The sequence below is a fragment of the Salinarimonas soli genome (genome assembly GCF_008386575.1).
GTDB lineage: Bacteria > Pseudomonadota > Alphaproteobacteria > Rhizobiales > Beijerinckiaceae > Salinarimonas_A > Salinarimonas_A soli.
The window spans coordinates 15,514-40,434 of the sequence record NZ_VUOA01000013.1; the positions used below are offsets into that span (position 1 = coordinate 15,514).

The following is a 24,921-nucleotide window of genomic DNA, read 5'->3' on the forward strand; positions in this document are numbered from 1 at the left end:
CGCTCGTCCGGGGAGGATAGCGGACGAGTGATGAATTTCAATTATCATCACTCATCAGCTTGAGCCTGCCGCGGCGGCCATGTGCGCCGGAGCACACCCGCCACCCTGCGGCTTTCCTCAGGGATAGTGGACGCCGCCCGTCGCGCGCCGGGGCTTGTCCTTCGTCTCGGGCAGGGGGATGAACTCCTCCACGTCACCGGGCACGGTGTCGAAGCGGCCCTTCGCCCATTCCTCCTTGGCCTGCTCGATGCGCTCGGGCCGGGACGAGACGAAGTTCCACCAGATGTAGCGCGGCCCCTCCATGGGGGCGCCGCCGAACAGCATGAACCGCGCCTCGCCCTTCGCCCGCACTACGATCTGGTCGCCGGGCCTGAGGACCAGAAGCTGGCCCGGCTCGAAGGACTGGCCGGCCACCTCGATCTCGCCCGCGATCGTGTAGAGCGCGCGCTCCTCGTAAGCGGGCTCGACCGGCAGCCGCGCTCCCGCCGCGAGCTGCACGTCCGCGTAGAGCGTCTCGGAGGGGGTGGCCAGGGGCGAGCGGGTGCCGAAGGCCGAGCCCGCGATGAGGCGTGCCTTGATCCCGTCCACCTCGACGACGGGCAGCTCGCCCGCGCCGTGATGCACGAAGGCGGGATCGGTCTCCTCCTGGTCCTGCGGCAGGGCCATCCAGCTCTGGATCCCGAACAGGCGCTGCCCCGATTGCCTCCGCGCCGGGCTCGTGCGCTCGGAATGCACGATGCCGCGCCCAGCCCGCATCCAGTTGAGGGCACCGGGCTCGATCGCCTTCTCGGTGCCGAGGCTGTCGCGGTGCAGGATCTCGCCCTCGAACAGGTAGGTCAGGGTCGCGAGGTTGATGTGCGGGTGGGGCCGCACGTCGATGCCCTGGTCGGTGAGGAACTCCGCCGGGCCCATCTGGTCGAAGAAGATGAAGGGGCCGACCATCTGGCGTTTGACGGACGGCAGCGCGCGGCGCACCTCCATCTCGCCGAGGTCGACGGCGCGGGGCACGATCAGCATCTCGATCGCGTCGGCGCTCTCCCGGTCGCCGGGGGTCGGATCGGGGCAGGGAGTCCAGCTCATGGCGTCTACCTCAGGATGTCGGACCATTCGGGATGGCGGTCGAACTGCCCCTTGGCGAAGGGGCAGAGCGGCATGATGCCTTTGCCGGCCGCGCGGGCGTCCTCGACGGCGCGGCGCACGAGGATCGCCCCGATCCCGCGCCCCCGCAGCGCGTCGGGCACGCTCGTGTGGTCGATGATGAGCAGATGCTCGCCCGCCCGGGAATAGGTCATCTCGGCCTCCATCCCCTCGACCCGGATGGCGTAGCGGCCCTTGGAAGGGCTCTCCTCGTGGCGGATCTCGGCGGGCGCGGCGTCGTCCGGCATGGATGGATCTCCTAGCGCGGGCTCATGCGGGCCGAGGCGGGGTGGCCCGAGACCTTGAAGCGCTTGCCCGTGTCCACGACGTCCTGCCCCTCGACGCGAAAGATCGAGAAGTCGCTGTCGAGATAGTTGCCCACGTAGAGATAGCGCCCGTCGGGCGTGAACAGGACCGCCTCGGGCAGCCCGCCCACCTCGATCGACCGCACCCGCGTCACCTGCTTGCCCGCGATCTTGAGCACCTCGATGGTGCCCTTCGAGTTGTAGAAGTAGGCCTTCCTCGACGCGTTGGAGCCGCGCAGGATCGCCGCCACGGCGAGGTCGCCCTGGGGGCTGATCGCGAGCCCCTCCGGGCCGTCGCCGACCACCACCCGATCGACGATGCGGGGCGGCTGGGCCTCGAGATCGACGACGCTCACCGTGTCGACGCTGCCGTCGGACGCGCCCGCATTGCCGTTGTCGGCGGTGAGCGCGAGCCGGCCGTCGGGGCTCACCGCCACGTTGTAGGGCCAGGGGCCGGTGGGCAGGTCGAGCTTGTTGTAGGTGACCTTGCCGCCGTTCACCTCGAGCACGGAGACCTTGCCGGCCGGGAACTTGACCGCGAGCGCACGCTTGCCGTCGGGGGTGAAGGTGACGTGCGCCACCTGGTCGCCCATCGCCACCGTATCGGTGACCCGCACCTGCATGCCGTCGATGGAGAGCACCGAGATCGAGTTGTCGGCCCGGTTCGCCACGAGCGCGAGCGTCCCGTCCGGGCTGATGCTGAGCCCCGAGGGCTGCTTGCCGGCCCGGATCGTCTCGACGAGCTTCGGCGGGCTCGCCGTCATGTCGATGACGTGAATCCGATCGTCGGGCACCTGCTTGAGCGCCTCCCCGTCCTTGATCACGTCCACGGAGTCCGCCACGAGGGCGAGGGTGCCGGCGGGGTTGATCGCGAGGTTCACGGGCGGGCCCGCGACGGAGTTCTTGAGCGGCAGCGTCGCCACGACGCGCGGGTTCTCGGGCTCGGCGAGATCGACGATCAGCACCGTGTCGCGGCCCGGCGCCGACAGGACCGTCTTGCCCTCCTCGTCCCAGATCAGCTTCTCGTCGTTGCCCACGATCATGAACGGGGCCGCCTGGACCCGCTCCGCCCCGGCCAGGGCGGCGCCCAGCGCCAGCAGCCCGACACACACGTTCCTCATCGTGATTCTCCCCTCGTTCCGTCCTGCCGTTGCGTGATCCTGGCAGACCCCCGCCGCTTGGCAAGCGCCGGGCTTGCGCAGAGCGGGCCTAGAACAGCCGGCCTCGCTCCGTGACCGACAGGATCGCGAGGGTGAGGAGGGAGAGCAGGATGTACCCCGTCGCGAGGGGGATCAGCGTGCCGTCATAGGCTTGGCCGATCGCGTAGCCCACGGTCGCCCCCACCAGGGTCGACACCGACCCGATCACGGACGCCGCGGTGCCGGCGAGATGCCCCTGCGGCTCCATCGCGAGCGCGTTGAAGTTCGAGAACACCATCCCGATGAGGAACATCATCCCGCCGAGCAGCAGCATGAAGGGCGGGAACGAGAGGTGCCCGGTCCAGGCGAGCAGCGCCATCGCCGTCGAGAGGAGGGCGAACAGCGCCACGGCGCCGTGCGACAGGCGCCGCATGCCGTAGTGCCCGACGAGGCGCGAGTTGAGGAAGGACGACGCCGACATGGCAAGCGCGACGCAGGCGAAGGCGAGCGAGAAATAGGCGCCCAGGCCGAAGATCCCCGTGAAGATCTGCTGCGAGGAGACCAGGAACCCGAACATCGAGCCGAACATGGTGCCGCCGGCGAGCGCGTAGCCGAGCGTGCGCCCCGTGCCCAGAACCTCGGCATAGGCGGCGACGACCTGTCGGGGCGAGATCGAGCGCCGCTCGCCCGGGGGCAGCGTCTCGGGCAGGCGCGCCGCGACCCAGGCCAGCATGACGATTCCGTAGAGGGTCAGGAAGGCGAAGATGGCGCGCCAGGACGCGAACAGGATGATGAACTGCCCGACCGAGGGCGCGAGCACCGGCACGGCCATGAACACCGTCATGGCAAGCGACATCACGCTCGCCATGTTGCGCCCGGCATAGCAGTCGCGCACCACCGACGTGGTGACCACCCGCGGCGCCGCGGAGGCGAGGCCCTGGACGAGGCGCCCGAGGAGCAGCAGCCCGAAGCTCGGGGCGGCGGCGCAGAGCAGGGCCGCCGCGACATAGACCGCGAGCCCCGCGATGAGCACCGACCGGCGCCCGAACCGGTCAGACACCGAGCCGATGAGGAGCTGGCCCGTCCCGAAGCCCACGAGATAGGCCGAGAGCACCACCTGTCGGGTGTTCTCGTCCTGCACGCCGAGCGCGATGCCGATCTGCGCGAGCGCCGGCAGCATGATGTCGATGGCCAGCGCGTTGAGGGCCATCAGCCCCGCGATCATCCCGACGAACTCGCGAAAGCCCATCGGATCGTGGCGGCGTTCCGCCGGAGCGGCGTCGCTGGTGGGGCTGCGTGCGTCCATGGCCCTCGTGTTGTCGCCGGATCCCCGCCGGGGGGCAATCGGGCGCGGCGCATGCCAGCCCTGCACGGCGCCGGCTGCGCCCTTCGCTTCTCTTTCGTTTTCTGCCAGATTGAGGCGAAGACGAAAGATCGGCCGTTCATGGACATCCAGGTCAGCGCCCGCCAACGCGAGATCATCGGCCTTGCCCGCACGCAGGGGCGCGTCGGAGTGGACGAGCTCGCCGCGCGCTTCGGCGTGTCGCCGCAGACCATCCGCAAGGATCTCAACGAGCTGTGCGAGCGGCGGCTCCTGTCGCGCATCCACGGCGGCGCGGTGGTCTCGTCGGGCGTGGAGAACGTCGCCTACGAGGCGCGGCGCTTCATCGCCCAGGAGGAGAAGCGCTCCATCGGGGCGGCCGCCGCGCGCCTCATCCCGAACAACGCCTCGCTCCTCATCAATATCGGCACCACCACCGAGGAGGTGGCCCGGCACCTCGGCGAGCACGAGGGCCTGCTCGTGATCACCAACAACCTCAACGTCGCCACCGCCCTCTACCGGCATCCGAGCATCGAGGTGGTGATGACGGGCGGGCCCGTGCGGCGCTCCGACGGGGCCGTGGTGGGCGCGGCGGCGGTGGAGCTCGTGCGCCAGTTCAAGGTCGACTATGCCGTGATCGGCACCTCGGCCCTCGACGAGGACGGCTCGCTCCTCGACTTCGACCCCCGGGAGGTGCGGGTCTCGCGCGCCATCATCGAGAACGCGCGCCAGGTGATCCTCGTCGCCGACCGGCTCAAGATCGAGCGCTCGGCCCCGGTGCGGATCGGCCACCTGTCGGAGGTCGACGTGTTCGTGACCGACGCCCTCCCCTCCCCGCCCCTGCGGGCGCTCTGCGCGGAGCTCGGCGTGCGCCTCGTCGAGGTGGGCGGCCGCGACGTGCACCCCGACCCGGCGGGCGAGCCCGTCGCGTGAGCCGGGTGGCTCGCGCCGGGGGATGCGGCCCCTGAGGCGAACCCTGAGGATCGCGGCGGCTTTCTGCTTGTGATCGCTTCGGCGCGCACTTAGCTTATATCCGCAAGCGAAACGAAACCCGACGCGGCGTCCGGAGCCCGCGGGACGCCAGGAGAGCCCCTTTGGCAGCGAGCCCCCACCTCTTCGACCTCGCCGTGATCGGCGGCGGGATCAACGGCACGGGCATCGCGCGCGACGCGACCGGACGGGGCGCGTCCGTGGTCCTGTTCGAGCGCGACGACCTCGCCAGCGCGACCTCCTCGTCCTCGACGAAGCTCATCCATGGCGGCCTGCGCTACCTGGAGCACTACAAGTTCCGCCTCGTGCGCGAGGCCCTGATGGAGCGCGAGGTGCTGTGGAGCCTCGCCCCGCACATCGTCTGGCCGATGCGCTTCGTGCTGCCCCACCACCGGGGCCTGCGGCCGGGCTGGCTCCTGCGCATCGGGCTGCTGCTCTACGACCATATCGGCGGGCGCAAGCGCCTGCCGGGCACGGCGCTCCTCGACCTCACCCACGATCCAGCCGGCAAGCCCCTGAAGCCCGGCTTCGTGCGCGGCTTCGAATATTCCGATTGCTGGGTCGAGGATGCGCGCCTCGTGGTGCTCAACGCCCGCGACGCGGCCGAGCGCGGCGCCTCGATCCGCACCCGCACGGCGGTGGTCTCGGCCGAGCGCCTGCCCGACCGCTGGCGGCTCGTCTCCGAGACCGCCGACGGGATCCGCGAGACCGTGGAGGCGCGCGTCCTCGTCAACGCGGCCGGCCCCTGGGTCGGCCAGGTCCTGAGCGGCGTGGCGCGGGCGAACGCGCCCGCGGCCGTGCGCCTCGTCCAGGGCAGCCACATCGTGGTGCGCCGCCTGTTCGACCACGACAAGGCGTACTTCTTCCAGAACGCGGACGGCCGGATCATCTTCGCCATCCCCTACGAGCGCGACTTCTGCCTCATCGGCACCACCGACCGGGACTACAAGGGCGACCCCGCCCACGTGGAGGCGAGCCCGGAGGAGATCGACTATCTCTGCGCCGCGGCGAGCGAGTATTTCCTCAAGCCCATCACCCGCGACGACGTGGTGTGGACCTATTCCGGGGTGCGCCCGCTCTACGACGACGGCGCCTCGAAGGCCCAGGAAGCCACCCGCGACTACGTGCTGAGCCTCGACACCACCGGCGGCGCGACGATGCTGTCCGTGTTCGGCGGCAAGATCACCACGTTCCGCCGGCTCGCCGAGGCCGCGCTCGAGCGGCTGCGTGGCCACCTCGCCGCGGCCGACCGCCCGGCCTGGACCGGCACCGCGGCCCTGCCCGGCGGCGACTTCCCGGCCGACGGATACCCGGCCCTCGTGGCGCAGATCATGAGGGAGTATCCCTTCCTCGCGCCCGCCCACGCGGCGCGCCTGGTCCGCGCCTACGGCACCTGGACCCGGCGGCTCCTCGGCGACGCCAAGTCCGCCGCCGATCTGGGTCAGCTGTTCGGCGCCGACCTCACCGAGGCGGAGGTGCGCCACCTGATGCGCGAGGAATGGGCCCGCACCGCCAAGGACGTGCTCTGGCGGCGCACCAAGCTCGGCCTGCGCGTCACCCCCGACCAGGCCGCAGCCCTCGACGCCTTCATGGCGGCAGAAGCCGAGCGGACGGCGCCCGAGAGCGCGAGCGGGGGACAAGCGGCGTAGCGCTCGACCGCGGCGGCGCCTGCGTCGGGGGTGAGGGTCCGGTCTCAGCATGTCGGCGAGGGGACGGCGAACTGGTGCGACACGCGCTCCGCTTCGGCCGCCACGTCCTCGCCATCGCCCCCTCGACGAGGCTGAGCGGCACGACATGTCGCTCCTCATCGGGCGCGCGGGGCAGCGCCCCGAGGAGGCGTCCTCATCGCCTTGACGCGCGGTGTGCGCCGGGATCGGGATCCGCGCGCGTCAGCCGAAGGGCCCGGCCCGAGGCGCAAGCATAGGCGCGAGCGGCCGTGAACGGAGGCATGGGGAAGTACAGGGGCGGGATCCCCGAGAGAACGAGCAGGGCCTCGCACACCGCGACGCCCGTGCACACGACCTCCACCAGCCGATGCGTCCGGGACCGACGGCCCCGCGGCACGCGCAGGCGCACCGGTAACCGCGAGCCCCGAGCCATGAGCAGGATCGCGAGCCAGGCGACCGGCCCGGTGACGAGGATGGGGATCGCCATCGACCCGATCGGGAGGCCGATGCTGGCGGCCCAGGTCGGATAGGTGAACCGCGCATAAAGGCGACCGCGAAGGCTGAGGGCTACGGCTTGGCGGTGTGATGCGCGAGCGACGTCGCCGGCGCGCTCCCGGCCTGGATGTCGGAGGCTGAGGCGCTTGTGGCTTGGCGCGACGCGGACATCCGTGTTCGCGACCTTCGCGGCCATCCAGGGCGGGGCTCCGGCGCCGGCCCTCGACGCCTTGATCACATCACTGCCGGCTCCGGTTTGGCCTGACCAGACCTGAGCGGGCGGCGCGTGAGGATCGTCCGCGCCGGGACCTCGAACAGCCGGAAGACGGCGTAGGAAACGGCGACCAGCGCCACGACGAAAGCGACGCTCCACCCGACGCTCTCGTGGAGAATGACGCCCTTCTGCCGGAACCACTCGATGCCGATCGTGTGTAGCAGGTAGACGGCATAGGAGGCGTCGCCGAGGCGCATCGCCCACCGGTTCTGCATGTCCGCTCCAATGCGTGCGAGCCATACGGCTGCGCCGACGATGCTGGCCGGGACCATATAGCTGATCACATGAGACCACGAATCGGGGGGAGGCGGTTCGGACAGGCAGATCACCGCGCCGATGCCCATGACGAGCGGCAGCACGAGCCATAGCATCGGACGCTCCACGGCGGGCCGCTTCATCGACCGTGTGGCATAAAACAGCGCGATCCCGAGCACGAAATGAAGATTGTAGAGGTGCCCGAGATAGAGCGCCCAGACGTTCCGCGTCCCGGAGACCTGCAGAACGGCGACCAGCGCGACCAGCAGTCCGGCCACGAACAGCGGCGCGCGCCGGCCGACGAGGGCCATGGCACCCGCGAAGAGCAGGTAGAACCACATCTCGAGAACGAGCGTCCACCCGACGCCGAGGGTCGGCTGCCAGGTCCCCCGCGCGTCGAGATGGGGCACGAAGGCGAGGCTCAGCGCAACGTCCCGCCAGTCGTGCCAGGCCCAGCCGCCAAACAGCCAGACCATCAGGAACGTCGAGGCCCAGTAGAGCGGAGCGATGCGCGCCAGGCGGCGCCAGAGGAACACGGCGGGCGATTGATGGGCGAAGCCGCTCATCAGGAAGCCTGAGATCACGAAGAAGATCGCGACGCCCTTGAAGTCGGTGCCGTGCGGCAGGCCGTAGGTGAACCCCAGATGGTAGACCACCACGGCCAGGGCCGCGTAGCCGCGCAATAGCTGCAGATTACCGATCATTCGCCGTCCTGTGGAGGAGCGGGCGAGACACCACGCGGTCCCCGTCAAGTCAACGGTCGGACGATCCCGCATCGGCCTAGCAGCCTCCCATGAACCCCGCCCACAAGCCGCTCCAGGCCTTCCGGTTCGAGGCCGGACCCGCTGAGGCCCGCAGGGTCCCAGCAGGACCCCGACGCTCAGGCCGCGAACACCTGCGCCACGCCCCGCACCGGGCCGAGCCGGCGAAGCCGATGCCCTAGGGCAAATGGGACGGCCAGCCGCGCTGGAAATCGCGGCCTGGACACGGGCCACGGAGCCGCGCGAGCGGCGATCGAGAGGGCGAGGTCGACCGTGGATGGATCGAGCCCTGCGCCGAAGTCGCGGCCGACCTGAGAGGCTGGCTCGTGAGGACGGCCTACCCTCCCCCTCGTCCTGAGGTGCCCGCCGGAGGCGGGGCTCGAAGGGCGCCCCAGGGATCTCCGGACAGCTGTGGCGAGGTGCTGCGTGCTTCGAGACGCCCGCTGCGCGGGCTCCTCAGCATGAGGGGGACAGGAGCGAACCCTTTTGGGGGCAGGCTCTCAGGCCGCTCTCCAACGTGAGCCTCGGGCACTGGGCGCCTCTGGCGCTGGGCGCCCTCGACTAGGTGCCCGGCCCCGCCGCGCAGCGGCTCGTCGTAGCCGTGCTCGACCATATCAAGGCCAGCGACGCCTGGGGGACTGACCGCCCCTGACAACAACCACTCCGCATTCCTCCAAGCCGCCCCCGGAAGACCGGGGCAGACCATGACGGCGACCAACGATGACCCGCGCGCGTTTGCAATCCTGGGCGTGATCGAGGGAGCTCCCCGCGCCACCGACGCGCTCGACCACGGGGTCGCCGACGCGCAAGTCGACGAGCCTGCAGCCGAGCGAGACCGGCTGCTCGCGAAGTTCGCCGGCGTTCGCCATGGGAGAGCCGCGCTGCCGGCTGTGGCCCGCGTGCTCGTAGGGCTAGAGGAGCGCGACCCGATCGGGTCCGAGGGGCAGCAAGCTCTCCGCCTCGTGGTCCTGCGCCGGGTGGCGGAGGTGGGCGGCCAAGCGTCTTGGACGCTAGGGAGATGTCAGGCGCGGGGCCTTTGTGCTTAGCGGGAGGGTGTCGCGCCACGAGGCCGGGGTAGCGGCCGGCGGGTGAGGCCGCGGGCTGTTACCCTGAACGTTACCCTGGCATCCAGGTGCCGCATAGGCTCGGGTAACGAACGTGACCTAAGTGCTTGAGAAGAATGGCGCGCCCGAAAGGATTCGAACCTCTGACCCCCAGATTCGTAGTCTGGTGCTCTATCCAGCTGAGCTACGGGCGCGTGTCTCGTTGGCGGCGGGGCCGCCCGGACAGAGCGCGTGACTTAAAGGGTCGATGCGCGCTTGGCAACCCCCTTTTCGAGGTTCGCGGCGCCCGTGGTACGGTCGGGGATGACGACGCGGAAATGGGCGCCCGGCCCCGTGTCGTCGAGACTGATGGTGCCGCCGTGGGCGCGCACGATCTCGGCGCAGATGGCGAGGCCTAGGCCCGTGCCGCCGGGGCGGGCGGCGCCCTGGAAGGCCTCGAAGAGATGCGCCCGGCTGCGATTGGCGAGGCCCGGCCCGTTGTCGGCCACGCGGATGGTCACGGCGCCGTCGGCACGGCGTGCGCTCACCAGGATCATGGGCGGACCGCCCTGGGCGCCCCCTTGGGCCAGCGCCTGCACGGCGTTGCGCACGAGGTTGACGAGCACGCGGGAGAGCTGGCCCGAATCGACGTCGATCGTGAGGTCGGCGGGGATGTCGAGGCGCAGCGTGATCCCGGCCCCCGGCGCGAGGTCCACGAGGTCGGGCAGCTCCTCGGCGATCTCGGCGAGCCGCACGGGCCCGCGCCGCGGCAGGGGCTCCCCCGCCCGGCCATAGGCGAGCGTCGCCTCGCAGAAGTCGATGGCGCGCTGGAGCGTCGCCACGAGGCGCGGCGCCGTGCGCTGGACGAGGGGGTCGGTGAGCGTGCCGAGGCGATCGGTGAGGAGCTGGGCCGTGGTGAGCATGTTGCGCAGGTCGTGGTTGACCTTGCTCACCGCGAGGCCGAGATCGGCGAGGCGCCGCTTCTGGCGCAGCTCCCCCGCGAGCGCGGTCTCCATGCGCTCCAGCGCCCGCTCGGCGAGCCCGATCTCGTCGCGCCGCCCGGACGGGTCGATGATGCGCCCCCCATCCTCCGGGTTCTCGGCGAAGGCCGCGACGTTGCCGGCCAGCCGCCGCACCGGCCGCACGATCACCCGGTGGAGCGCCAGGAAGACGAGCCCCGCCGTGATCCCCGAGATCACGAGGGACAGGATGAGGATGTTGACGGAAAAGCGCAGCATCGCGGCCCGCAGCGGCTCCTCCTCGAGCACGATCTCGACGAAGTCCGCCCCGTCGACGCCCTCGCCCACCACGCGGATGGGCTGGCCCGCGGGGGCGAGCAGGGTCGCGAAGGCATCGCGGATGAGAACGAGGCTCCCGGCGCCCCGCAGGTCCACCACGCGGCCCACCTCCGGCGGCATGGGGTCGAGGCTGAGGAGCCGCCGGGTGCCGCCGCCGCGCACCGCCACTGCCCGCGCCCCCACGCCCTCCAGCAGGCGCATCTCGAGCCCCTCGGGCAGGCGCGAATCGGGGGCCGCGTCGAGCACCAGGGCCGCCACCTGCGCCGCCGCGAGGCGGTCGCGCAGCCAGCCGGCGCGAAAATTCGCCACGGAGGGCACGTAGATGAGGATCTCGGCCAGCATCACGAAGGCGACCGTGAGGACGAGCAGGCGCGCCGAGAGGCCGAAGCCCACCGATCCCTCACCCTCGCGCCCGACCCCGTCCATGGCTCACCCCAGCCAGCGCAGCGCGCCCGCGAGCCCCCGCAGCAGGCCGCTGCGGGACGCGGGCTTCAGGTCCTCCACCGCCGCCCGCTTCGAGATCTCGGAGAGGGTCGGATAGGGGAAGACGAGGTTGGCGATGTCGCTCACGGTGCCGTTGCGGCGCATGGCGAGCATCCAGGGCACGATGAGGTCGCCCGCGCCCGCCGCCGCGATGGAGCAGCCCAGGATGCGCCCGCCGCGCCCGACGAGCACCTTCACGTGGCCTTGGGTCCGGCGCTCCGCCTGGGCGCGGTCGTTCTCGGCCACGGGCCAGCGCAGGATGCGCACGCTCCCATGCCGTGCCCGCGCCTCCTCCTCGGTGAGGCCCACGGCGGCGAGCTCGGGATCCGTGTAGGTGACCCGCGGCATGACCCGGTTGTCGACGGAGGCCGGCAGGCGAAAGAGCGCGCGGCGGACCACGATGCCGGCGTGGTAATTGGCGGCGTGGGTGAAGCGCAGGCCCTCCGTGCCGCCCCCGGCGCAGTCGCCGACGGCGTAGACGCGCCGGTTGGAGGTGCGCAGGCCCCCGTCGACCCGGATCGCGCCCCGCTCCACCGCGATGCCCGCCTCCTCGAGGCCCAGCCCCTCGACGGTGGGGCTGCGGCCCGTGGCGAGCAGGAGATGCGAGCCCTCGACCGTCTCGGGGGCCTCGCCCGGCCCGCCCGCGAGCGTCACCTCGATCGCGCCCGCCTTGCCCCCGATCCGCTGGATCGCGACCCCGGTGCGCAGCTCGACGCCCTCGGACACGAGGGCCCGGCCCACCACCGCCGCCATCTCGGGATCGTCCCGCTGCAGGAGCCGGCCCGCCTCCAGGATCACCACCTCGGCGCCGAGCCGGCGCATGGCCTGGCCGAGCTCGGCCCCGATCGGCCCGCCGCCCACGATGATCAGGCGACGGGGGCGGACGTCGAGGTCGAAGACGGTCTCGTTGGTGAGGTAGGGCACCGTGTCGAGGCCGGGGATCGGCGGGACGGCGGGGCGCGATCCCGTGGCGAGCACGAAGCGGCGCGCCTGGATCCGGATGTCTCCCGCCTCGACGGTGCGGGCGTCGACGAAGCGGGCCTCGGCCTTGATCACCTTCACGCCCATGGCGGTGAAGCGCTCGGCCGAATCGTTGGGGGCGATGCTCGCGATCACGCCGCGCACATGGGCCCGCACCCGGGCGAAATCCACGACGGGCTCGGGCACGTCGATGCCGAAGGCGGCCGCCTCGCGGATGGCCTGGGCGCGGTGGCCCGCCGCGAGCAGCGCCTTGGAGGGCACGCAGCCCGCGTTGAGGCAGTCGCCGCCCATGCGGTCGCGCTCGACGAGCACCACGGGCACGCCGAAGGCGGCGGCGATGGCTGCGACCGACAGCCCGCCGGAGCCGGCGCCGATCACGCACAGGTCCGGCTTGAGAAGGTCGGCCATCGGGTCCCCCGCTTTGCTCTGCCCCGAAGGGATTAGGCCCTCCGGAGCCGGGCGTCGAGAGCGGCGGGGGGACGCAAGCGCGAGCGGCGCGTCCCCTGCCCTATTCCTCGTCGTCCGGCGGCCTGACCCCGGCGAGCCCCAGCCGCCGGCGAAACAGGATGGGGAGGAGGGAGAGCACGCTGATGATCGCGACCGCCGCCATGAGCTGCGGGGTCAGGAGGTCGGAGATCGCAAGGCTCGGCCCGCAGGAGGCGTGCCCCGCCGCCTGGCAGGCCGCCTGGTCGAGGCGCTCCTCGGACATCATCCGGTCGAGCCCCTCCCCCGCGAAGGCGAAGGCAAAGGTGACGGGGATGATGCCGAGGAAGGTGGCGGCGGCGAAGTTCGACAGGCGCGCCCCGACGAGGGCCGGGGCGAGGTTGTTGACCCAGAACGGGATCACGGGCAGCAGCCGCAGGATCAGGAGATAGGAGAAGGCGTCGCGGCGGAACGCCTTGAGGAAGCGGGTGAGCCGGGGCCCGGCCCGCTTCACGATCGCCTCGCCCACCGACGTGCGGGCGGCGAGGAAGATGAGGACGGCACCCGTCGTCGCCGAGACCACGGCGAGCGCGCCGCCGGCGAGCCACCCGAACAGGAACCCGCCCATCACCGAGAGCCACCAGGCGCCCGGCAGGGAGAGGGACACGAAGAGGACGTAGACGCCGGCATAGCCCAGCGCGGTCAGAAGGGGGCGCTCGGCCACGAACCCGCGCAGCTGGTCGCGCCGGTCCATGAGGCCCTCGATCCCGATCGATTCGTGCAGGCCCGTGGCGAGGATCGCGGCCGCCAAGAGGGCGATCCCGACCACGGGAAGGAGGCGCAGCAGCCAGCGCCGGCGCCGCGGCGCGGGGGCCTCGGCGGCCTGCGGAAGGGGGGGATCTCGGGGGGCGTCCTGGGTCACGGGGCGGGGCTGATCCTTGGGCGGCGAGGCCGCTCCTGATCGGGATGACGTTGACTTATCACAGAGGTTCCGCCATAAGCCGCGCAACGGAGCGGCGCCCCCGGCGGGCGCTGCCCCTATTTGTGCAGCCAACCATTCGGGAGTAGCGGCGGCGAGGCATCGGGCCCGCGCCGGCCTCCCATGCGACCGGAGCCAAGGCCGTGAAGAGGACCTATCAACCGAGCAAGCTCGTGCGCAAGCGCCGCCACGGCTTCCGTGCCCGCATGGCCACCGTCGGCGGCCGCAAGGTCATCGCGGCGCGCCGCCGTCACGGCCGCAAGCGCCTGTCGGCCTGATCGGACGCCGCGACCGATGCGCGACCCCTCGTCGCGCGCGCCGTCGGTCGGGCGCCTGACCAAACGTCCGGACTTCCTGGCGGCGGCCTCGGGCCGCCGCTTTCATACCGAGCGCATGACCGTGCAAGGCCGCGTGCGGACCGGGGCCGACGCCGTCGGGCTCCGGGTCGGCCTCACGGTGACCCGCAAGGTCGGCCATGCGACCGAGCGCAACCGCATCAAGCGGCGCCTGCGAGAGGCCGTGAAGCAGGCCCTGGCGGCCTTCGCGGACCGTCCCATGGATCTCGTGGTGATCGCCCGGCGCCCGGCCCTTGCGGCGGATTACACCGTCTTGGTTGACGATCTCGCCCGGGCACTCCACGTCACGTCGAAGCCGAGGGCCCCCGCCCCGGCCGCGCCGCGCCCCCCCACCGCCTCTCACCACGGAACGCCTCATGCGTGAGGATAACAAGAACCTGCTTCTCGCCATCGTGATGTCGGTGGTCGTGCTGCTCGGCTGGCAGTACTTCTTCTCGCCGCCGCCGCAGCGCACGCAGGTGCCCCAAGCGGGCCAGACCACGAGCGCGCCGGTTCCGGGCGCGCCGAGCCCCAGCGAGGCGGGCGGTCCCTCCCAGCCCGTGCCGGGCACCCTGCCCACCGCGACCGGCGCGCCGGTCGCCGAGACCCGCGAGGCCGCGCTCCAGCGCAGCGCCCGGATCGCGATCGACACCCCCACGAAGCGCGGCTCGATCTCGCTGCGCGGCGCGCGCATCGACGACGTGGTGCTCAAGAACTACACCGAGACCGTCGACCGCCGCAGTCCGAACATCGTGCTGTTCTCGCCGTCCGGCAGCCCCAACCCCTATTACGCCGAATTCGGCTGGGTGGCGGCCGGCAACGTGCCCGGGGGCGTGCCCACCTTCGAGACCGTCTGGACCGCCGACCGGCAGACCCTCACCCCCGGCAACCCCGTCACCCTCACCTACGACAACAGCGGGGGGGTGATCTTCCGCCGGGTGATCGGCATCGACGACAAGTCGATGTTCACGATCAACGACACGGTGGAGAACCGGACCGGCGAGCCGCTCTCGCTCTATCCCTTCGGCCTCGTCTCCCGCCACGGCCGCCCCACCACGCTCGGCTACTACGTCCTCCACGAGGGCCTGACCGGCGTGCTCGGCGACCAGGGCCTGCAGGAATACACCTACGCCAAGCTCGACAAGGAGGCGGTGCTGCCGGCTACGGGCGCGCGCACCAAGGCCTGGACGGGCGTGACCGGCGGCTTCCTCGGCATCACGGACAAGTACTGGGCCGCGGCCGTCGTGCCCGAGCAGACGACGCCCTACCAGGGCAGCTTCACCGTGCGCCAGGACGGCGGCCGGGAGATCTACCAGGCCAACACGCTCGGCGACGCCCGCACCGTCGCCCCCGGCGCCACGGCGGAGTCGACCAAGCGGCTCTTCGCGGGCGCCAAGGAGGTCAAGATCGTCGACAGCTACCGCACGTCGCTCGGCATCAAGAACTTCGACCTCCTGATCGACTGGGGCTGGTTCTACTTCATCACCAAGCCCCTGTTCTACGTCCTGGACTACTTCTACCACCTGTTCGGCAATTTCGGCGTGTCGATCCTCATCGTCACGGTGATGCTGAAGCTGCTCTTCCTGCCGCTTGCCAACAAGTCCTACGCCTCCATGGCGAAGATGAAGGCCGTGCAGCCGGAGATGGTGTCGATCCGCGAGCGCTACGCGGACGACAAGATGAAGCAGCAGCAGGCGCTGATGGAGCTCTACAAGAAGGAGAAGATCAACCCGGTCGCCGGCTGCTGGCCGGTCCTGATCCAGATCCCGGTGTTCTTCGCCCTCTATAAGGTGCTCTTCGTCACCATCGAGATGCGGCACGCGCCGTTCTTCGGTTGGATCCAGGACCTCGCCGCGCCGGATCCGACCTCGCTCTTCAACCTGTTCGGCTGGCTGCCCTACTCGGTGCCCGCCTTCCTCATGATCGGCGTGTGGCCGATCATCATGGGCATCACGATGTGGCTGCAGATGAAGATGAACCCGGCCCCGCCGGACCCGATCCAGGCCCAGGTCTTCGCCTGGATGCCGGTGATCTTCACCTTCATGCTGGCCTCGTTCCCGGCGGGCCTCGTCATCTACTGGGCCTGGAACAACTTCCTCTCGATCTCGCAGCAATATGTGATCATGCGGCGAAACGGGGTGAAGGTTGAGCTCTGGGACAACCTGCGCAGCACCTTCGCCCGCAAAGCGCCCGCCAAGGGGTGAGCGCTCCCTCCCCTGTCCCATGAGGAGAGGGATGCACGAAGTGCCAGGACGTGAGGGGTTGGACGCTGATCACTAGATCGCCAACCCCCTCATGCTGAGGAGCGCTCGAAGAGCGCGTCTCGAAGCACGCAACACATGCGTGAGCCGGAGGGAGATCCCTGGAGCGCCCTTCGAGGCCCACCTCCGGTGGGCGCCTCAGGACGAGGGTGGAGGGTTGGATCGGCCCAGGCAACGCCCACCCCCGGCAAACGGAACCACGGAGACACCCATGCCCGTGCCCGACCCCTACGACCGCCAGCCCATCAAGGTCTGGAAGGGCACCGCCTTCCTCAAGGCCGTCGTCGACCACCCCCTCATCGAGGTGGGCGACTACAGCTATTACGACGACGCGCGCGGCCCCGAGCACTTCGTGGGGCGCTGCGTGCGCTACCACTTCGAGTTCGTCGGCGACCGCCTGATCATCGGCCGCTTCGTCGCCATCGCGACGGGGGTGCAGTTCATCATGAACGGCGCCAACCACCCCATGGGCGGCTTCTCGACCTACCCCTTCGACATGCTGGGCTTCACCGACGTCCCGGAGCTCACCGCCGGCGACCTCACGATCCGCGGTGACACGGTGATCGGCAACGATGTCTGGATCGGCCGCGAGGCGGTGATCCTGCCCGGCGTGCGCGTCGGCGACGGCGCCATCGTCGGCACCCGGGCCGTGGTGGGCCGCGACGTGCCGCCCTACGCGTTGGTGGTCGGCAACCCGGCCCGCGTGGTGCGCCGCCGCTTCGACGACGACACGATCGCGGCGCTGCTTGCCATCGCCTGGTGGAACTGGCCGCCCGAGGCCGTCGTCACCCATCTCGACGCGATCCGCGGGGCGGATCTCGCGGCCCTGCGGGCCGCAGGGCAGGCGATCAAGGGAGGAACCGCATGAGCGACCAGGACCCCGATTACGTCGAGATCGGCCGCAAGCTTTTTGCGGGCGAGGCGGAGTTCTTCTGGGCCTCGGCCAAGGCTGGCGACCTGCCGCCCATGCGCGGGATGGAGATCGCGTTCGCGGGGCGCTCGAATGTCGGCAAGTCGAGCCTCATCAACGCGCTCACCAACCGCAACGCCCTGGCCCGCACCTCGCACACGCCCGGCCGCACCCAGCAGCTCAACTTCTTCGACGTCGCCAAGGGCCGCTTCACCCTCGTCGACATGCCGGGCTACGGCTACGCCGCCGTGTCGAAGGAGAAGGTCCAGGCCTGGACGCAGGCCATCCACGACTACCTGCGCGGCCGCACGAACCTCGCCCGCGTCTACGTGCTCGTGGACGCCCGGCACGGCCTCAAGGCCATCGACGGCGACGTGCTCGACACCCTCGATTCCTCGGCCGTGTCCTATCAGCTCGTGCTCACGAAGATCGACGAGCTGAAGCCCGGCGAGGCCGAGCGCCGCGTCGCCCAGGCCCTGGAGGCCATCAAGAAGCGCGCCGCCGCCTTCCCCGAGATCCTCCCCACCTCGAGCCGCACGGGCGAGGGCATGGCGGAGCTGCGGGCGGGCGTGGCGCGGCTCCTCACCGAGCGCGGAGCGCTCGCGTGAGCGGCGCGGACCGCGCGCTGACGGCCCTGGCGGGGGTCGCCGGGGTGCTCGGCGTCGCGCTCTCGGCGCGCGCGGCCCATGCCGAGGGCGGCGGATCCCTCGACGTCGCGGCCCGCTTCCTCCTCATCCACGCGGCGGCGCTCCTCGGCCTCGCGGCGCTCATCGGCGGGGGTGCCCTCCACCCGAGGCTGGGGCGCATCGCGGCCTGGGTGCTCGTCGCGGGGCTCGCGCTGTTTTGCGGCGATCTCTCGATGCGGGTGTTTCGGGGCGTCGCGCTGTTCCCCTTCGCGGCGCCCGCGGGCGGCATCGGGCTCATGGCGGGCTGGGCCATGACGGCGCTCGCGGCGCTGGTGCGCCCGCGCCGTTAAGCGCTTCCGGTCGCGCGCCCCATCGGCTAGAACGCCGCCCGACGCCTATCCGCCGATCGCATCAAGGGATGCCCATGACCGACCCGCTGCCGAACGCGCATGTGCGCGCCGAGATCCTCGTCCAGGCCCTGCCGCACATGCAGCGCTACGACGAGCAGGTCGTGGTCATCAAGTATGGCGGCCATGCCATGGGCGACCAGGCGGCGGCGGAGGACTTCGCCGAGGACGTGGTGCTCCTGGAGCAGTCGGGCCTCAAGCCCATCGTGGTCCATGGCGGCGGGCCGCAGATCGGCAAGATGCTCAACCGGCTCGGCATCAAGTCCGAGTTCCAGGCGGGGCTCAGGGTCACCGACGAGGCCACCGTCGAGGTGGTCGAGATGGTGCTGGCGGGCTCCATCAACAAGCAGATCGTGGGCTGGATCGGCGCCGAGGGCGGCAAGGCCGTGGGCCTGTGCGGCAAGGACGGCAACATGGTGACGGCCCGCAAGGCCACCCGCACCGTGGTCGACCCCGATTCGCGCATCGAGCAGGCGATCGATCTCGGCTTCGTGGGCGAGCCGGAGCATGTCGACCGCTCGATCCTCGACGCGGTGCTGAAAGCCGAGCTCATCCCCGTCCTCGCCCCCGTGGCGGTGGGCTCGGACGGGCGCACCTACAACGTCAACGCCGACACCTTCGCGGGCGCCATCGCCGGCGCCATGAACGCCAAGCGCCTCCTGCTCCTCACCGACGTGCCCGGCGTCCTCGACAAGACCAAGACCCTGATCCCCGAGCTCACGGTCGACGCCTGCCGCCGCCTCATCGCCGACGGCACCATCACGGACGGCATGATCCCGAAGATCGAGACCTGCATCTACGCCCTGGAGCAGGGCGTCGAGGCCGTGGTCATCCTCGACGGCAAGGTGCCCCACGCGGTGCTCCTCGAGCTGTTCACCGACCACGGCGCCGGCACGCTGATCCGCCGGGGGTAGCTCCCCTCTCCCAGGGGGAGAGGGATGCACGACGTCTCCCGGGTAACGGCCCTCCCCTCTCCCATAGGGAGAGGGATGCACGACGTGCCAGGGGGTGAGGGGGTACGACGCGGATCCAGTTATATCCCGCCCCGCTGATCCCACCCTCACCCTGAGGTGCGAGCGGAGCGAGCCTCGAACGGCGCTCCAGGGATCACAGGACGGCTGTGGCAGCGCGGTGCGTGCTTCGAGACGCCTGCTGGCGCAGGCTCCTCAGCATGAGGGGGTTGGGAGATTCCTGGTTCGGGGTGGTACCCCCTCACCCCCGGCACTTCGTGCGTCCCTCTCCGCCTGGGAGAGGGGAGTCCCCGCTCACTCCAGCGGCAGGCCCACATAGTTCTCCGCCAGCGTCGTGGCAGCGGCGCGGGAGCCTGTCACGTAGTCGAGCTCGGCAATCTGGCGGCGCTCGTCGAAGGGGCTGGCGTCGTCGAAGCGGTGGAGCATCTGGGTCATCCACCAGGAGAAGCGCTGGACCTTCCAGATCCGGCGCAGGCAGGTGTCCGAATAGGCGTCGAGCGCGTCGCCGCCCCGCCCGCCATAGAAGGCTTCCAGCGCCCGGGCCAGCACCGCGACGTCCGCCACCGCGAGGTTCATGCCCTTGGCGCCCGTGGGCGGCACGATGTGGGCGGAGTCGCCCGCGAGGAAGAGGCGGCCGTAGCGCATGGGCTCGGCCACGAAGCTGCGCATGGCCGTGACGCCGCGCTGGATCAGCGGCCCCTCGTTGAGCCGCCACCCCTCCCCGCCCGCAAGCCGCCGGTGCAGCTCCTCCCAGATCCGCTCGTCGGGCCACAGCGCCAGGTCCTCGTCGGGGGCGCATTGCAGGTAGAGGCGGCTCACCTCGGGCGAGCGCATGGAAAGGAGCGCGAAGCCGTTGGGGTGGTTGGCGTAGATCAGCTCCTCGGTGGCCGGCGGGGCTTTTGCCAGGATCCCGAGCCAGGCGAAGGGATAGACCCGGTCGTAGAGCCGGATCACGCCCCCGGGGATCGCGGGCCGGCAGATGCCGTGGAAGCCGTCGCAGCCCGCGATCACGTCGCAGACGAGCTCGTCCGAGACGCCCCCGGCCGTGTAGGTGATCCGAGGCCGGTCGGTGTCGAGGTCGTGGACGGCGGCGTCGGAGGCCTCGAACACGATGCGCCCGCCCGCCGCGAGCCGCGCCTTGATGAGGTCGCGCACCACCTCGTGCTGGCCATAGACCGTGACCGACTTGCCCGTGAGGTCGGCGAAGTCGATGCGGTGGCCCCTGCCCTCGAACTTCAGCTCGATCCCGTGATGGACGAGGCCCTCCCGCCGGAGCCGATCGCCGACGCCCGCGTCGACGAGAAGCCGCGCGACCCAGTCCTCCAGCACGCCGGCCCGGATCCGCTCCTCCACGTAAGCGCGGCTTCGCGCCTCGATCACCACGGATTCGATGCCGGCGAGGTGCAGGAGATGGGAGAGCAGGAGGCCGGCTGGACCGGCGCCGACGATGCCGACCTGGGTGCGCATGCGGCCACTCCGGGGATGCGCCGCCGGGGGTGCGGCGCGAGATCATTCGTACACGAACTATCTAACGCCCCGTTTCCCCTTTCAAGCCGCGCGCCTCCCGCCGCCTGCGACAAAGGCCCGCCCGGGCGATCCCGGGGCGGCGCCCGGCCGTTGCCCCTCCATGTCCGAACCCCAGCTCACCGCGCGGGCCGAGCCCGCCCGCGCCCGCAACGCGCCCAAGCTCTGGAAGCCCAAGCGCCTCCTCGTCACGCCCGCGGCGCTGGCGTGGGGGCACGGGCGTGGGATCGTCGAGCAGGCCGAGCGGGAGGGCATCCCCGTCACGCGCCTCAAGGTGAACCGCCTGTCCGACCTCACGGGCGAGGACGCGCGGCGCACCTATGTCAAGGCGAAGTCGACGCTCGCCGTCGTGGTGGCGCCGCCGACGAAGCTGCGCCTCCAGCCGATCCCGCCCAGCGCCGACTGGCGCGTCGACCTCGCCGAGGGCTGCCCGGCCCATTGCCAGTACTGCTACCTCGCGGGCTCCCTGAGCGGCCCGCCGGTGACGCGGGCCTATGCCAACCTGCCGGAGATCCTGGAGAACCTGTCGGCCTATGCCGGGCGCGGCGCCGTCACCTCGCGCTCGGAGGCGCGGGCGCACGAGGGCACCACCTTCGAGGCCTCGTGCTACACCGATCCCCTCGGCATCGAGCACCTGATCGGCTCGCTTGCCGCGGCCATCGAGCATTTCGGCCGCTGGGACGCCCCCGTGCAGCTGCGCTTCACCACGAAGTTCGATGCCGTCGAGCCTCTGCTCGACCTCGACCATCGCCGGCGCACCCGGGCGCGGTTCTCCGTCAACGCCGCGCCGGTCGTCGCCCGCTTCGAGGGCGGGACGGCGGGGCTCGACGCGCGCCTTGCCGCCATGGCGGCCATGGCCCGCGCCGGCTATCCCGTGGGGCTCACGGTGGCGCCGATCATGGCGGTGGAGGGCTGGCGCGACCTCTATGCCGACCTTATCGAGCGCGCCCGCGCGGCCCTCGCCGGCATCCCCGATCTCGACCTCACGGCGGAGCTTATCACTCACCGCTTCACCCCAGGCTCCAAGCAGGTCCTCCTCGACTGGTACCCCGCGACCAACCTCGACCTCGACGAGACCACCCGCGCCCGCAAGACCACGAAATTCGGCTCGCTGAAGTTCGTCTACACGCCCGACGTGATGAAGGAGATGCGCGGCTTCTTCATGGAGAGGCTCGCCGACCGGCTGCCGGAGGCGCGGGTGCTATATTGGACGTGAGCTCCCGCCCTACCCCACCAGCCGTGCCGCGCGCTCGCCCGACATCACCGCGCTCTCGATCGTCGCGGGCAGATCCCCCAACCAGTCCCCCGCGAGGGCGAGGTTGGCGAGCGGGCGCTCCGGAGGCAGCGGCATGGGGCCGGCCGCCTGGCGGATGGTGGCGCGCTTTTCCTTGACGACGCGGGCCTCGGCGAGGCGCACCAGGGGCACGCCGGCGGCCGCGAAGGCGGGGGCGATCTCGGACCAGATCTGGGCGAGCAGCCCATCGGGGTCCCGCTCCGCCGCGTCGCCCGCCGCCGATACGGTGACCGAGACGTGGTCGTGGCGGGCGAGCGCCCATTGCGAGAGCGCGCCGCGCAGGCCGACGAAGCGCGGCAGCGCCGGGCCGCGCACCTGGAAATGGGCGTTGACGATGGGCTCGAAGGCGTCCGGCACCGTGAGATGCGGCAGGAGCCGCTTAATCTCGGCGGGCGGCAGGGCGAGCACCACGCGGTCCTGAGGGCCAAGGGATACGCGCTCCGCCCCGAAGACGAGGGCCGCGGCGCGCCCGTTCTCGACCGCCAACGCCCGCAGGCGCGCACCCGTGCGGATCTCGGCGCCGAGGCGGCGGAGCGCGTCGACCGCCGGGGTGATGAGGTCGGGCCCAAGGCCGTCGCGCGCGACAAGGAGTCGGGCGCCGCCGGGCATCGCGACCCGGCGCAGGGCCCGGCCGAGGCGGCGGGACGAGGCCACCGCCACGGGGGTGTTGAGCACCGCCACCGTGAGTGGCTCGACGAGGCTGTCCATGATCGGGCGCGGGCCGATGGCGGCGAGGATCGAGCGGTCTGGCAAGGGCAGCGCCATGGCGCCGAGCCGCACCACGTCGCGAAGCCCCAAGCCCTCCGGGCGCAGCGAGCCCTTCAGCCAGCTCAACGGCGAGAGGCCCACCCGGGCGAGGCGTCCGTTGCGGGCGTCGAACACGGGCAGCCCGTCCGCTTCCGGCTCGATCCAGCGCTCCCGGGCGCCCACCGAGCCCAGCAGGGCGAGCGCCCGGCGGTTGGCGGTGAGGAGGACATGGGTGCCGTTGTCATGGTGGAAGCCGTCGGCGGGGGTGACGGTGCGGGCGCGCCCGCCTGCCTGGCCGGTCGCCTCGTGCAGCACCACGGCGCGCCCGGCCCGCACGGCGGCGAGGGCCGCCGCGAGGCCCGCCACGCCGCCGCCAACCACGTGAACCCGTCCGCTCACGGTTGGCCCCGCAGCGCGAGCGTCACGAGGCGCAGGCGGTCGCGCCGGTTCGGACGCGGCCGCGGGCCGCGGCGCTCGAAGCCGCGCCGCATCATGTGGCCGAGCACGATGCGATAGCCCTCCATCATGAGGATCGCGGGCTTGAGCGCCCGGCGGTCGAGGCCAGCAAGCAGCCGGTCGGCCTCGGCGAAACCCGCCTCCGCCTCGTCGGCCAGCGCCCGGCACACGGCCGCGAAGCGCGGGTCTTGCACCATGCAGGTGGCGGGCCCGTCGGGGATGCCGGCCTCGAGGAGGCGGTCGAGCGGCACGTAGACGCGCTCGATCGCGGCGTCCTCGTCCACGTCCCGCAGGATGTTGACGAGCTGGAGCGTGCGCCCGAGCGAGAGCGCGAAGGCATGGGCCTGCGTCGCGCCGAAGATCCGGATCGAGAGGGCCCCCACGGCGCCCGCCACCTGGCGGCAATAGAGGTCGAGCCCCGCCGCGTCGGCGATGCGCACGCGCTCGGCCGCGTCCGCCGCCATGCCGTCGAGGAGGAGGTGGAACTCCGCCGGGTCGAGCCCGAAGGCCCGGGTGGCGGCCTGGAGCTCGCGGCCCACGGGGGTGAGCGGCGCGCCCGCCAGCCGGTCGATCTCCCGGCGCCAGTCCTCGATGGCCGCGCGGCGCTCGGGGGCGGGCGCGGCGGCATCGGCCACGTCGTCGATGAGGCGGCAGAAGGCGTAGACCGCGTGGATGGCCCGCCGCCGCTCACCCTTCAGGGAGGCCATGCCGAGGCGGAACGAGCTCCCCGAGCCGGCGACGATGCGCCGGCACACGGCCGCGTCGCTCGTGAAGCCGAGGTGCGCCAGGGCGGGCGCGGCGCGGGCGAAGGCACGGGCGAAATCCGCCTTGGCGAGGTCGACGCGGCCCGTCACGGGGTCCTCGCGCCTCAGGCGCCGCGCCAGCAGCCGGCCCGTCGCGATCGTCGCCACGCTCTCGGCGGCGAGGCGGCGGCTGCGCAGCGACCGGGGCAGCGCCTCGGCAGTGTCGAGGAGCGTGTCGACCCGGTCGAGGACGGCGTCGAGGACGCGGCGGCGCGCGGGGCCGTTGCCGGGCGCGAAGAACGCCTCCTCCCCGCCCGCAAGCGCCATCCAGGGCTCGGGAACATAGACCCGGCCGATCCTCTCGCGGTCTTTGACGAGATCCTGGAGGTGGTTGAGGATCTGGAGCGCGGTGCACAGTGCGTCCGCCGGCCCCTGCGCGGCCTCGTCCTCGCGATGGAGGGCGAGGAGGAAGCGGCCCGCGGGATCGGCCGAGCGGGTGCAATAGTCGATGAGCTCGGCGAAGCCCGCGTAGCGGGGCTTCACGGCGTCCTGGCGGAAGGCGTCGAGCATGAGCCGGGCCTGGGCGGCGCCGCAGCCGTGGCGCCGGTCGGCCTCGGCGAGCGCCCGGGCGAGCGGCACGGCGGGGTCGGCGGCGTCGAGGGCCGCCTCGAAGGCATGGAGCCGCCGCAGCTTCTCCTCCGGCGCGAGACCGGGAGCGTCGGCGATGTCGTCGGCGGCGCGAACGTACCGATAGAAGGCGAGCACGACCGCGCGATGCGCCGGCGCGATCAGGCGCGAGGCGACGGGAAAGCTCTCGTCCCGGTGGGTCTTCGTCGCGCCGGGCAGCGTCGCGGCGATGTCGGTATTCATGGTCTCGTCCAGCCTCAAGCCCTTTGTAGCCAAGGCAAAGCGCGCGGTCACCTGCGGCGTGTGCACCTATCCCGCCCGTTCCGGCGGTGCCGAGATGCGGGCTCCTATCCGTCGTTCTCGTCCTGGGGTGCGGGCGGAGCAAGCTTCGACAGGCGCTCCAGGGATCACAGGACGGCTGTGGAGGCGTGGTGCGTGCTTCGAGGCTCCACTTCGCTGCGCACCTCAG

General features: G+C 71.6%; 22 protein-coding genes and 1 tRNA gene. 11 read left to right on the forward strand and 12 right to left on the reverse strand.

Annotated features, from left to right (window positions below):
* Window positions 1-117: 117 nt before the first annotated feature.
* From F0L46_RS05585 to F0L46_RS05600, 4 genes are all read right to left on the reverse strand, one after another.
* A complete protein-coding gene (locus F0L46_RS05585; protein WP_149816069.1) occupies window positions 118-1,080 on the reverse strand; it encodes a pirin family protein in 963 nt (320 codons plus the stop codon).
* A 5-nt stretch (window positions 1,081-1,085) separates the two neighbouring features.
* Window positions 1,086-1,385: a GNAT family N-acetyltransferase gene (locus F0L46_RS05590; protein WP_149816070.1), complete on the reverse strand. Its 300-nt coding sequence runs from the start codon at window positions 1,383-1,385 to the stop codon at window positions 1,086-1,088.
* 11 nt (window positions 1,386-1,396) lie between these two features.
* Window positions 1,397-2,563, reverse strand: coding sequence for a YncE family protein (locus tag F0L46_RS05595; RefSeq protein WP_240539884.1), 1,167 nt, complete (start codon window positions 2,561-2,563; stop codon window positions 1,397-1,399).
* Between the two features lie 88 nt (window positions 2,564-2,651).
* Window positions 2,652-3,887, reverse strand: coding sequence for a multidrug effflux MFS transporter (locus tag F0L46_RS05600; protein WP_149816071.1), 1,236 nt, complete (start codon window positions 3,885-3,887; stop codon window positions 2,652-2,654).
* A 138-nt stretch (window positions 3,888-4,025) separates the two neighbouring features.
* Here F0L46_RS05600 and F0L46_RS05605 point away from each other — a divergent pair, with 138 nt between their 5' ends.
* Together F0L46_RS05605 and glpD are read left to right on the forward strand one after the other, a co-directional pair.
* Window positions 4,026-4,835, forward strand: coding sequence for a DeoR/GlpR family DNA-binding transcription regulator (locus F0L46_RS05605; protein ID WP_149816072.1), 810 nt, complete (start codon window positions 4,026-4,028; stop codon window positions 4,833-4,835).
* Window positions 4,836-4,996: 161 nt separating this feature from the next.
* Window positions 4,997-6,541: a glycerol-3-phosphate dehydrogenase gene (glpD, locus tag F0L46_RS05610; protein WP_149816073.1), complete on the forward strand. Its 1,545-nt coding sequence runs from the start codon at window positions 4,997-4,999 to the stop codon at window positions 6,539-6,541.
* Between the two features lie 747 nt (window positions 6,542-7,288).
* Here the strand turns inward: glpD and F0L46_RS05615 are convergent.
* The gene (locus F0L46_RS05615; RefSeq protein WP_188311866.1) at window positions 7,289-8,287 is read right to left on the reverse strand and encodes an acyltransferase family protein; all 999 of its coding nucleotides are present in this window, start codon (window positions 8,285-8,287) and stop codon (window positions 7,289-7,291) included.
* A 761-nt stretch (window positions 8,288-9,048) separates the two neighbouring features.
* On the opposite strand from F0L46_RS05615, the gene F0L46_RS26565 reads away from it, so the two are divergent.
* Window positions 9,049-9,390 (forward strand): hypothetical protein, encoded by a 342-nt coding sequence (locus F0L46_RS26565; protein ID WP_149816075.1) that lies wholly within the window; start codon window positions 9,049-9,051, stop codon window positions 9,388-9,390.
* A gap of 135 nt (window positions 9,391-9,525) precedes the next feature.
* On the opposite strand, the gene F0L46_RS05625 is transcribed toward F0L46_RS26565, so the two are convergent.
* The 4 genes from F0L46_RS05625 to F0L46_RS05640 all read right to left on the reverse strand — a co-directional run bounded on the left by F0L46_RS05625 (window position 9,526) and on the right by F0L46_RS05640 (window position 13,494).
* Window positions 9,526-9,602: transfer RNA gene (locus F0L46_RS05625), tRNA-Arg, on the reverse strand.
* Window positions 9,603-9,644: 42 nt separating this feature from the next.
* On the reverse strand, window positions 9,645-11,111 hold the full coding sequence (locus F0L46_RS05630; protein WP_149816076.1) for a sensor histidine kinase: 1,467 nt from the start codon (window positions 11,109-11,111) through the stop codon (window positions 9,645-9,647).
* 3 nt (window positions 11,112-11,114) lie between these two features.
* The gene (locus F0L46_RS05635) at window positions 11,115-12,557 is read right to left on the reverse strand and encodes a dihydrolipoyl dehydrogenase family protein (RefSeq protein WP_149816077.1); all 1,443 of its coding nucleotides are present in this window, start codon (window positions 12,555-12,557) and stop codon (window positions 11,115-11,117) included.
* Window positions 12,558-12,657: 100 nt separating this feature from the next.
* Entirely contained in the window at window positions 12,658-13,494 is an 837-nt protein-coding gene (locus F0L46_RS05640) for a TVP38/TMEM64 family protein (protein ID WP_149816078.1), read from the reverse strand.
* A 200-nt stretch (window positions 13,495-13,694) separates the two neighbouring features.
* On the opposite strand from F0L46_RS05640, the gene rpmH reads away from it, so the two are divergent.
* The 7 genes from rpmH to argB all read left to right on the forward strand — a co-directional run bounded on the left by rpmH (window position 13,695) and on the right by argB (window position 19,004).
* Complete coding sequence (gene rpmH / locus F0L46_RS05645) at window positions 13,695-13,829, forward strand: 50S ribosomal protein L34 (protein WP_149816079.1); 135 nt, start codon at window positions 13,695-13,697, stop codon at window positions 13,827-13,829.
* A 16-nt stretch (window positions 13,830-13,845) separates the two neighbouring features.
* Window positions 13,846-14,271, forward strand: coding sequence for a ribonuclease P protein component (rnpA, locus tag F0L46_RS05650; RefSeq protein WP_149816080.1), 426 nt, complete (start codon window positions 13,846-13,848; stop codon window positions 14,269-14,271).
* On the forward strand, window positions 14,264-16,090 hold the full coding sequence (gene yidC / locus F0L46_RS05655) for a membrane protein insertase YidC (RefSeq protein WP_149816081.1): 1,827 nt from the start codon (window positions 14,264-14,266) through the stop codon (window positions 16,088-16,090). Before rnpA ends, yidC begins: the two co-directional genes overlap by 8 nt.
* Window positions 16,091-16,358: 268 nt before the next feature.
* A complete protein-coding gene (locus F0L46_RS05660) occupies window positions 16,359-17,015 on the forward strand; it encodes a CatB-related O-acetyltransferase (RefSeq protein ID WP_149816082.1) in 657 nt (218 codons plus the stop codon).
* Window positions 17,012-17,665, forward strand: coding sequence for a ribosome biogenesis GTP-binding protein YihA/YsxC (yihA, locus tag F0L46_RS05665; protein WP_149816083.1), 654 nt, complete (start codon window positions 17,012-17,014; stop codon window positions 17,663-17,665). Before F0L46_RS05660 ends, yihA begins: the two co-directional genes overlap by 4 nt.
* Window positions 17,662-18,033, forward strand: coding sequence for a DUF423 domain-containing protein (locus F0L46_RS05670; protein ID WP_149816084.1), 372 nt, complete (start codon window positions 17,662-17,664; stop codon window positions 18,031-18,033). Before yihA ends, F0L46_RS05670 begins: the two co-directional genes overlap by 4 nt.
* Before the next feature lie 74 nt (window positions 18,034-18,107).
* Window positions 18,108-19,004: an acetylglutamate kinase gene (gene argB / locus F0L46_RS05675; RefSeq protein ID WP_149816085.1), complete on the forward strand. Its 897-nt coding sequence runs from the start codon at window positions 18,108-18,110 to the stop codon at window positions 19,002-19,004.
* A 351-nt stretch (window positions 19,005-19,355) separates the two neighbouring features.
* On the opposite strand, the gene pobA is transcribed toward argB, so the two are convergent.
* Window positions 19,356-20,528: a 4-hydroxybenzoate 3-monooxygenase gene (gene pobA, locus F0L46_RS05680; protein WP_149816086.1), complete on the reverse strand. Its 1,173-nt coding sequence runs from the start codon at window positions 20,526-20,528 to the stop codon at window positions 19,356-19,358.
* Window positions 20,529-20,688: 160 nt separating this feature from the next.
* Here pobA and F0L46_RS05685 point away from each other — a divergent pair, with 160 nt between their 5' ends.
* A complete protein-coding gene (locus F0L46_RS05685; RefSeq protein ID WP_149816087.1) occupies window positions 20,689-21,801 on the forward strand; it encodes an SPL family radical SAM protein in 1,113 nt (370 codons plus the stop codon).
* Window positions 21,802-21,810: 9 nt separating this feature from the next.
* Here F0L46_RS05685 and F0L46_RS05690 read toward each other — a convergent pair whose 3' ends face one another.
* Both F0L46_RS05690 and F0L46_RS05695 read right to left on the reverse strand, forming a co-directional pair.
* Window positions 21,811-23,025, reverse strand: a complete 1,215-nt coding sequence (locus tag F0L46_RS05690) for a hydroxysqualene dehydroxylase (RefSeq protein WP_149816088.1) — start codon at window positions 23,023-23,025, stop codon at window positions 21,811-21,813.
* On the reverse strand, window positions 23,022-24,695 hold the full coding sequence (locus F0L46_RS05695; protein ID WP_149816089.1) for a squalene/phytoene synthase family protein: 1,674 nt from the start codon (window positions 24,693-24,695) through the stop codon (window positions 23,022-23,024). The genes F0L46_RS05690 and F0L46_RS05695 overlap by 4 nt, the downstream gene beginning before the upstream one ends.
* Between the last annotated feature and the right edge of the window lie 226 nt (window positions 24,696-24,921).

Bases quoted from the DNA above. Each gene is read 5' to 3' on its own strand.
- F0L46_RS05590 (WP_149816070.1), bottom strand. From the start codon at position 1,385: ATGCCGGACGACGCCGCGCCCGCCGAGATCCGCCACGAGGAGAGCCCT.
- F0L46_RS05600 (WP_149816071.1), bottom strand. From the start codon at position 3,887: ATGGACGCACGCAGCCCCACCAGCGACGCCGCTCCGGCGGAACGCCGC.
- yidC (WP_149816081.1), top strand. From the start codon at position 14,264: ATGCGTGAGGATAACAAGAACCTGCTTCTCGCCATCGTGATGTCGGTG.
- F0L46_RS05660 (WP_149816082.1), top strand. From the start codon at position 16,359: ATGCCCGTGCCCGACCCCTACGACCGCCAGCCCATCAAGGTCTGGAAG.
- pobA (WP_149816086.1), bottom strand. From the start codon at position 20,528: ATGCGCACCCAGGTCGGCATCGTCGGCGCCGGTCCAGCCGGCCTCCTG.
- F0L46_RS05585 (WP_149816069.1), bottom strand. From the start codon at position 1,080: ATGAGCTGGACTCCCTGCCCCGATCCGACCCCCGGCGACCGGGAGAGC.
- F0L46_RS05615 (WP_188311866.1), bottom strand. From the start codon at position 8,287: ATGATCGGTAATCTGCAGCTATTGCGCGGCTACGCGGCCCTGGCCGTG.
- argB (WP_149816085.1), top strand. From the start codon at position 18,108: ATGACCGACCCGCTGCCGAACGCGCATGTGCGCGCCGAGATCCTCGTC.
- F0L46_RS05695 (WP_149816089.1), bottom strand. From the start codon at position 24,695: ATGAATACCGACATCGCCGCGACGCTGCCCGGCGCGACGAAGACCCAC.
- F0L46_RS05685 (WP_149816087.1), top strand. From the start codon at position 20,689: ATGTCCGAACCCCAGCTCACCGCGCGGGCCGAGCCCGCCCGCGCCCGC.
- F0L46_RS26565 (WP_149816075.1), top strand. From the start codon at position 9,049: ATGACGGCGACCAACGATGACCCGCGCGCGTTTGCAATCCTGGGCGTG.
- rnpA (WP_149816080.1), top strand. From the start codon at position 13,846: ATGCGCGACCCCTCGTCGCGCGCGCCGTCGGTCGGGCGCCTGACCAAA.
- F0L46_RS05635 (WP_149816077.1), bottom strand. From the start codon at position 12,557: ATGGCCGACCTTCTCAAGCCGGACCTGTGCGTGATCGGCGCCGGCTCC.
- yihA (WP_149816083.1), top strand. From the start codon at position 17,012: ATGAGCGACCAGGACCCCGATTACGTCGAGATCGGCCGCAAGCTTTTT.
- F0L46_RS05595 (WP_240539884.1), bottom strand. From the start codon at position 2,563: ATGAGGAACGTGTGTGTCGGGCTGCTGGCGCTGGGCGCCGCCCTGGCC.
- F0L46_RS05605 (WP_149816072.1), top strand. From the start codon at position 4,026: ATGGACATCCAGGTCAGCGCCCGCCAACGCGAGATCATCGGCCTTGCC.
- F0L46_RS05630 (WP_149816076.1), bottom strand. From the start codon at position 11,111: ATGGACGGGGTCGGGCGCGAGGGTGAGGGATCGGTGGGCTTCGGCCTC.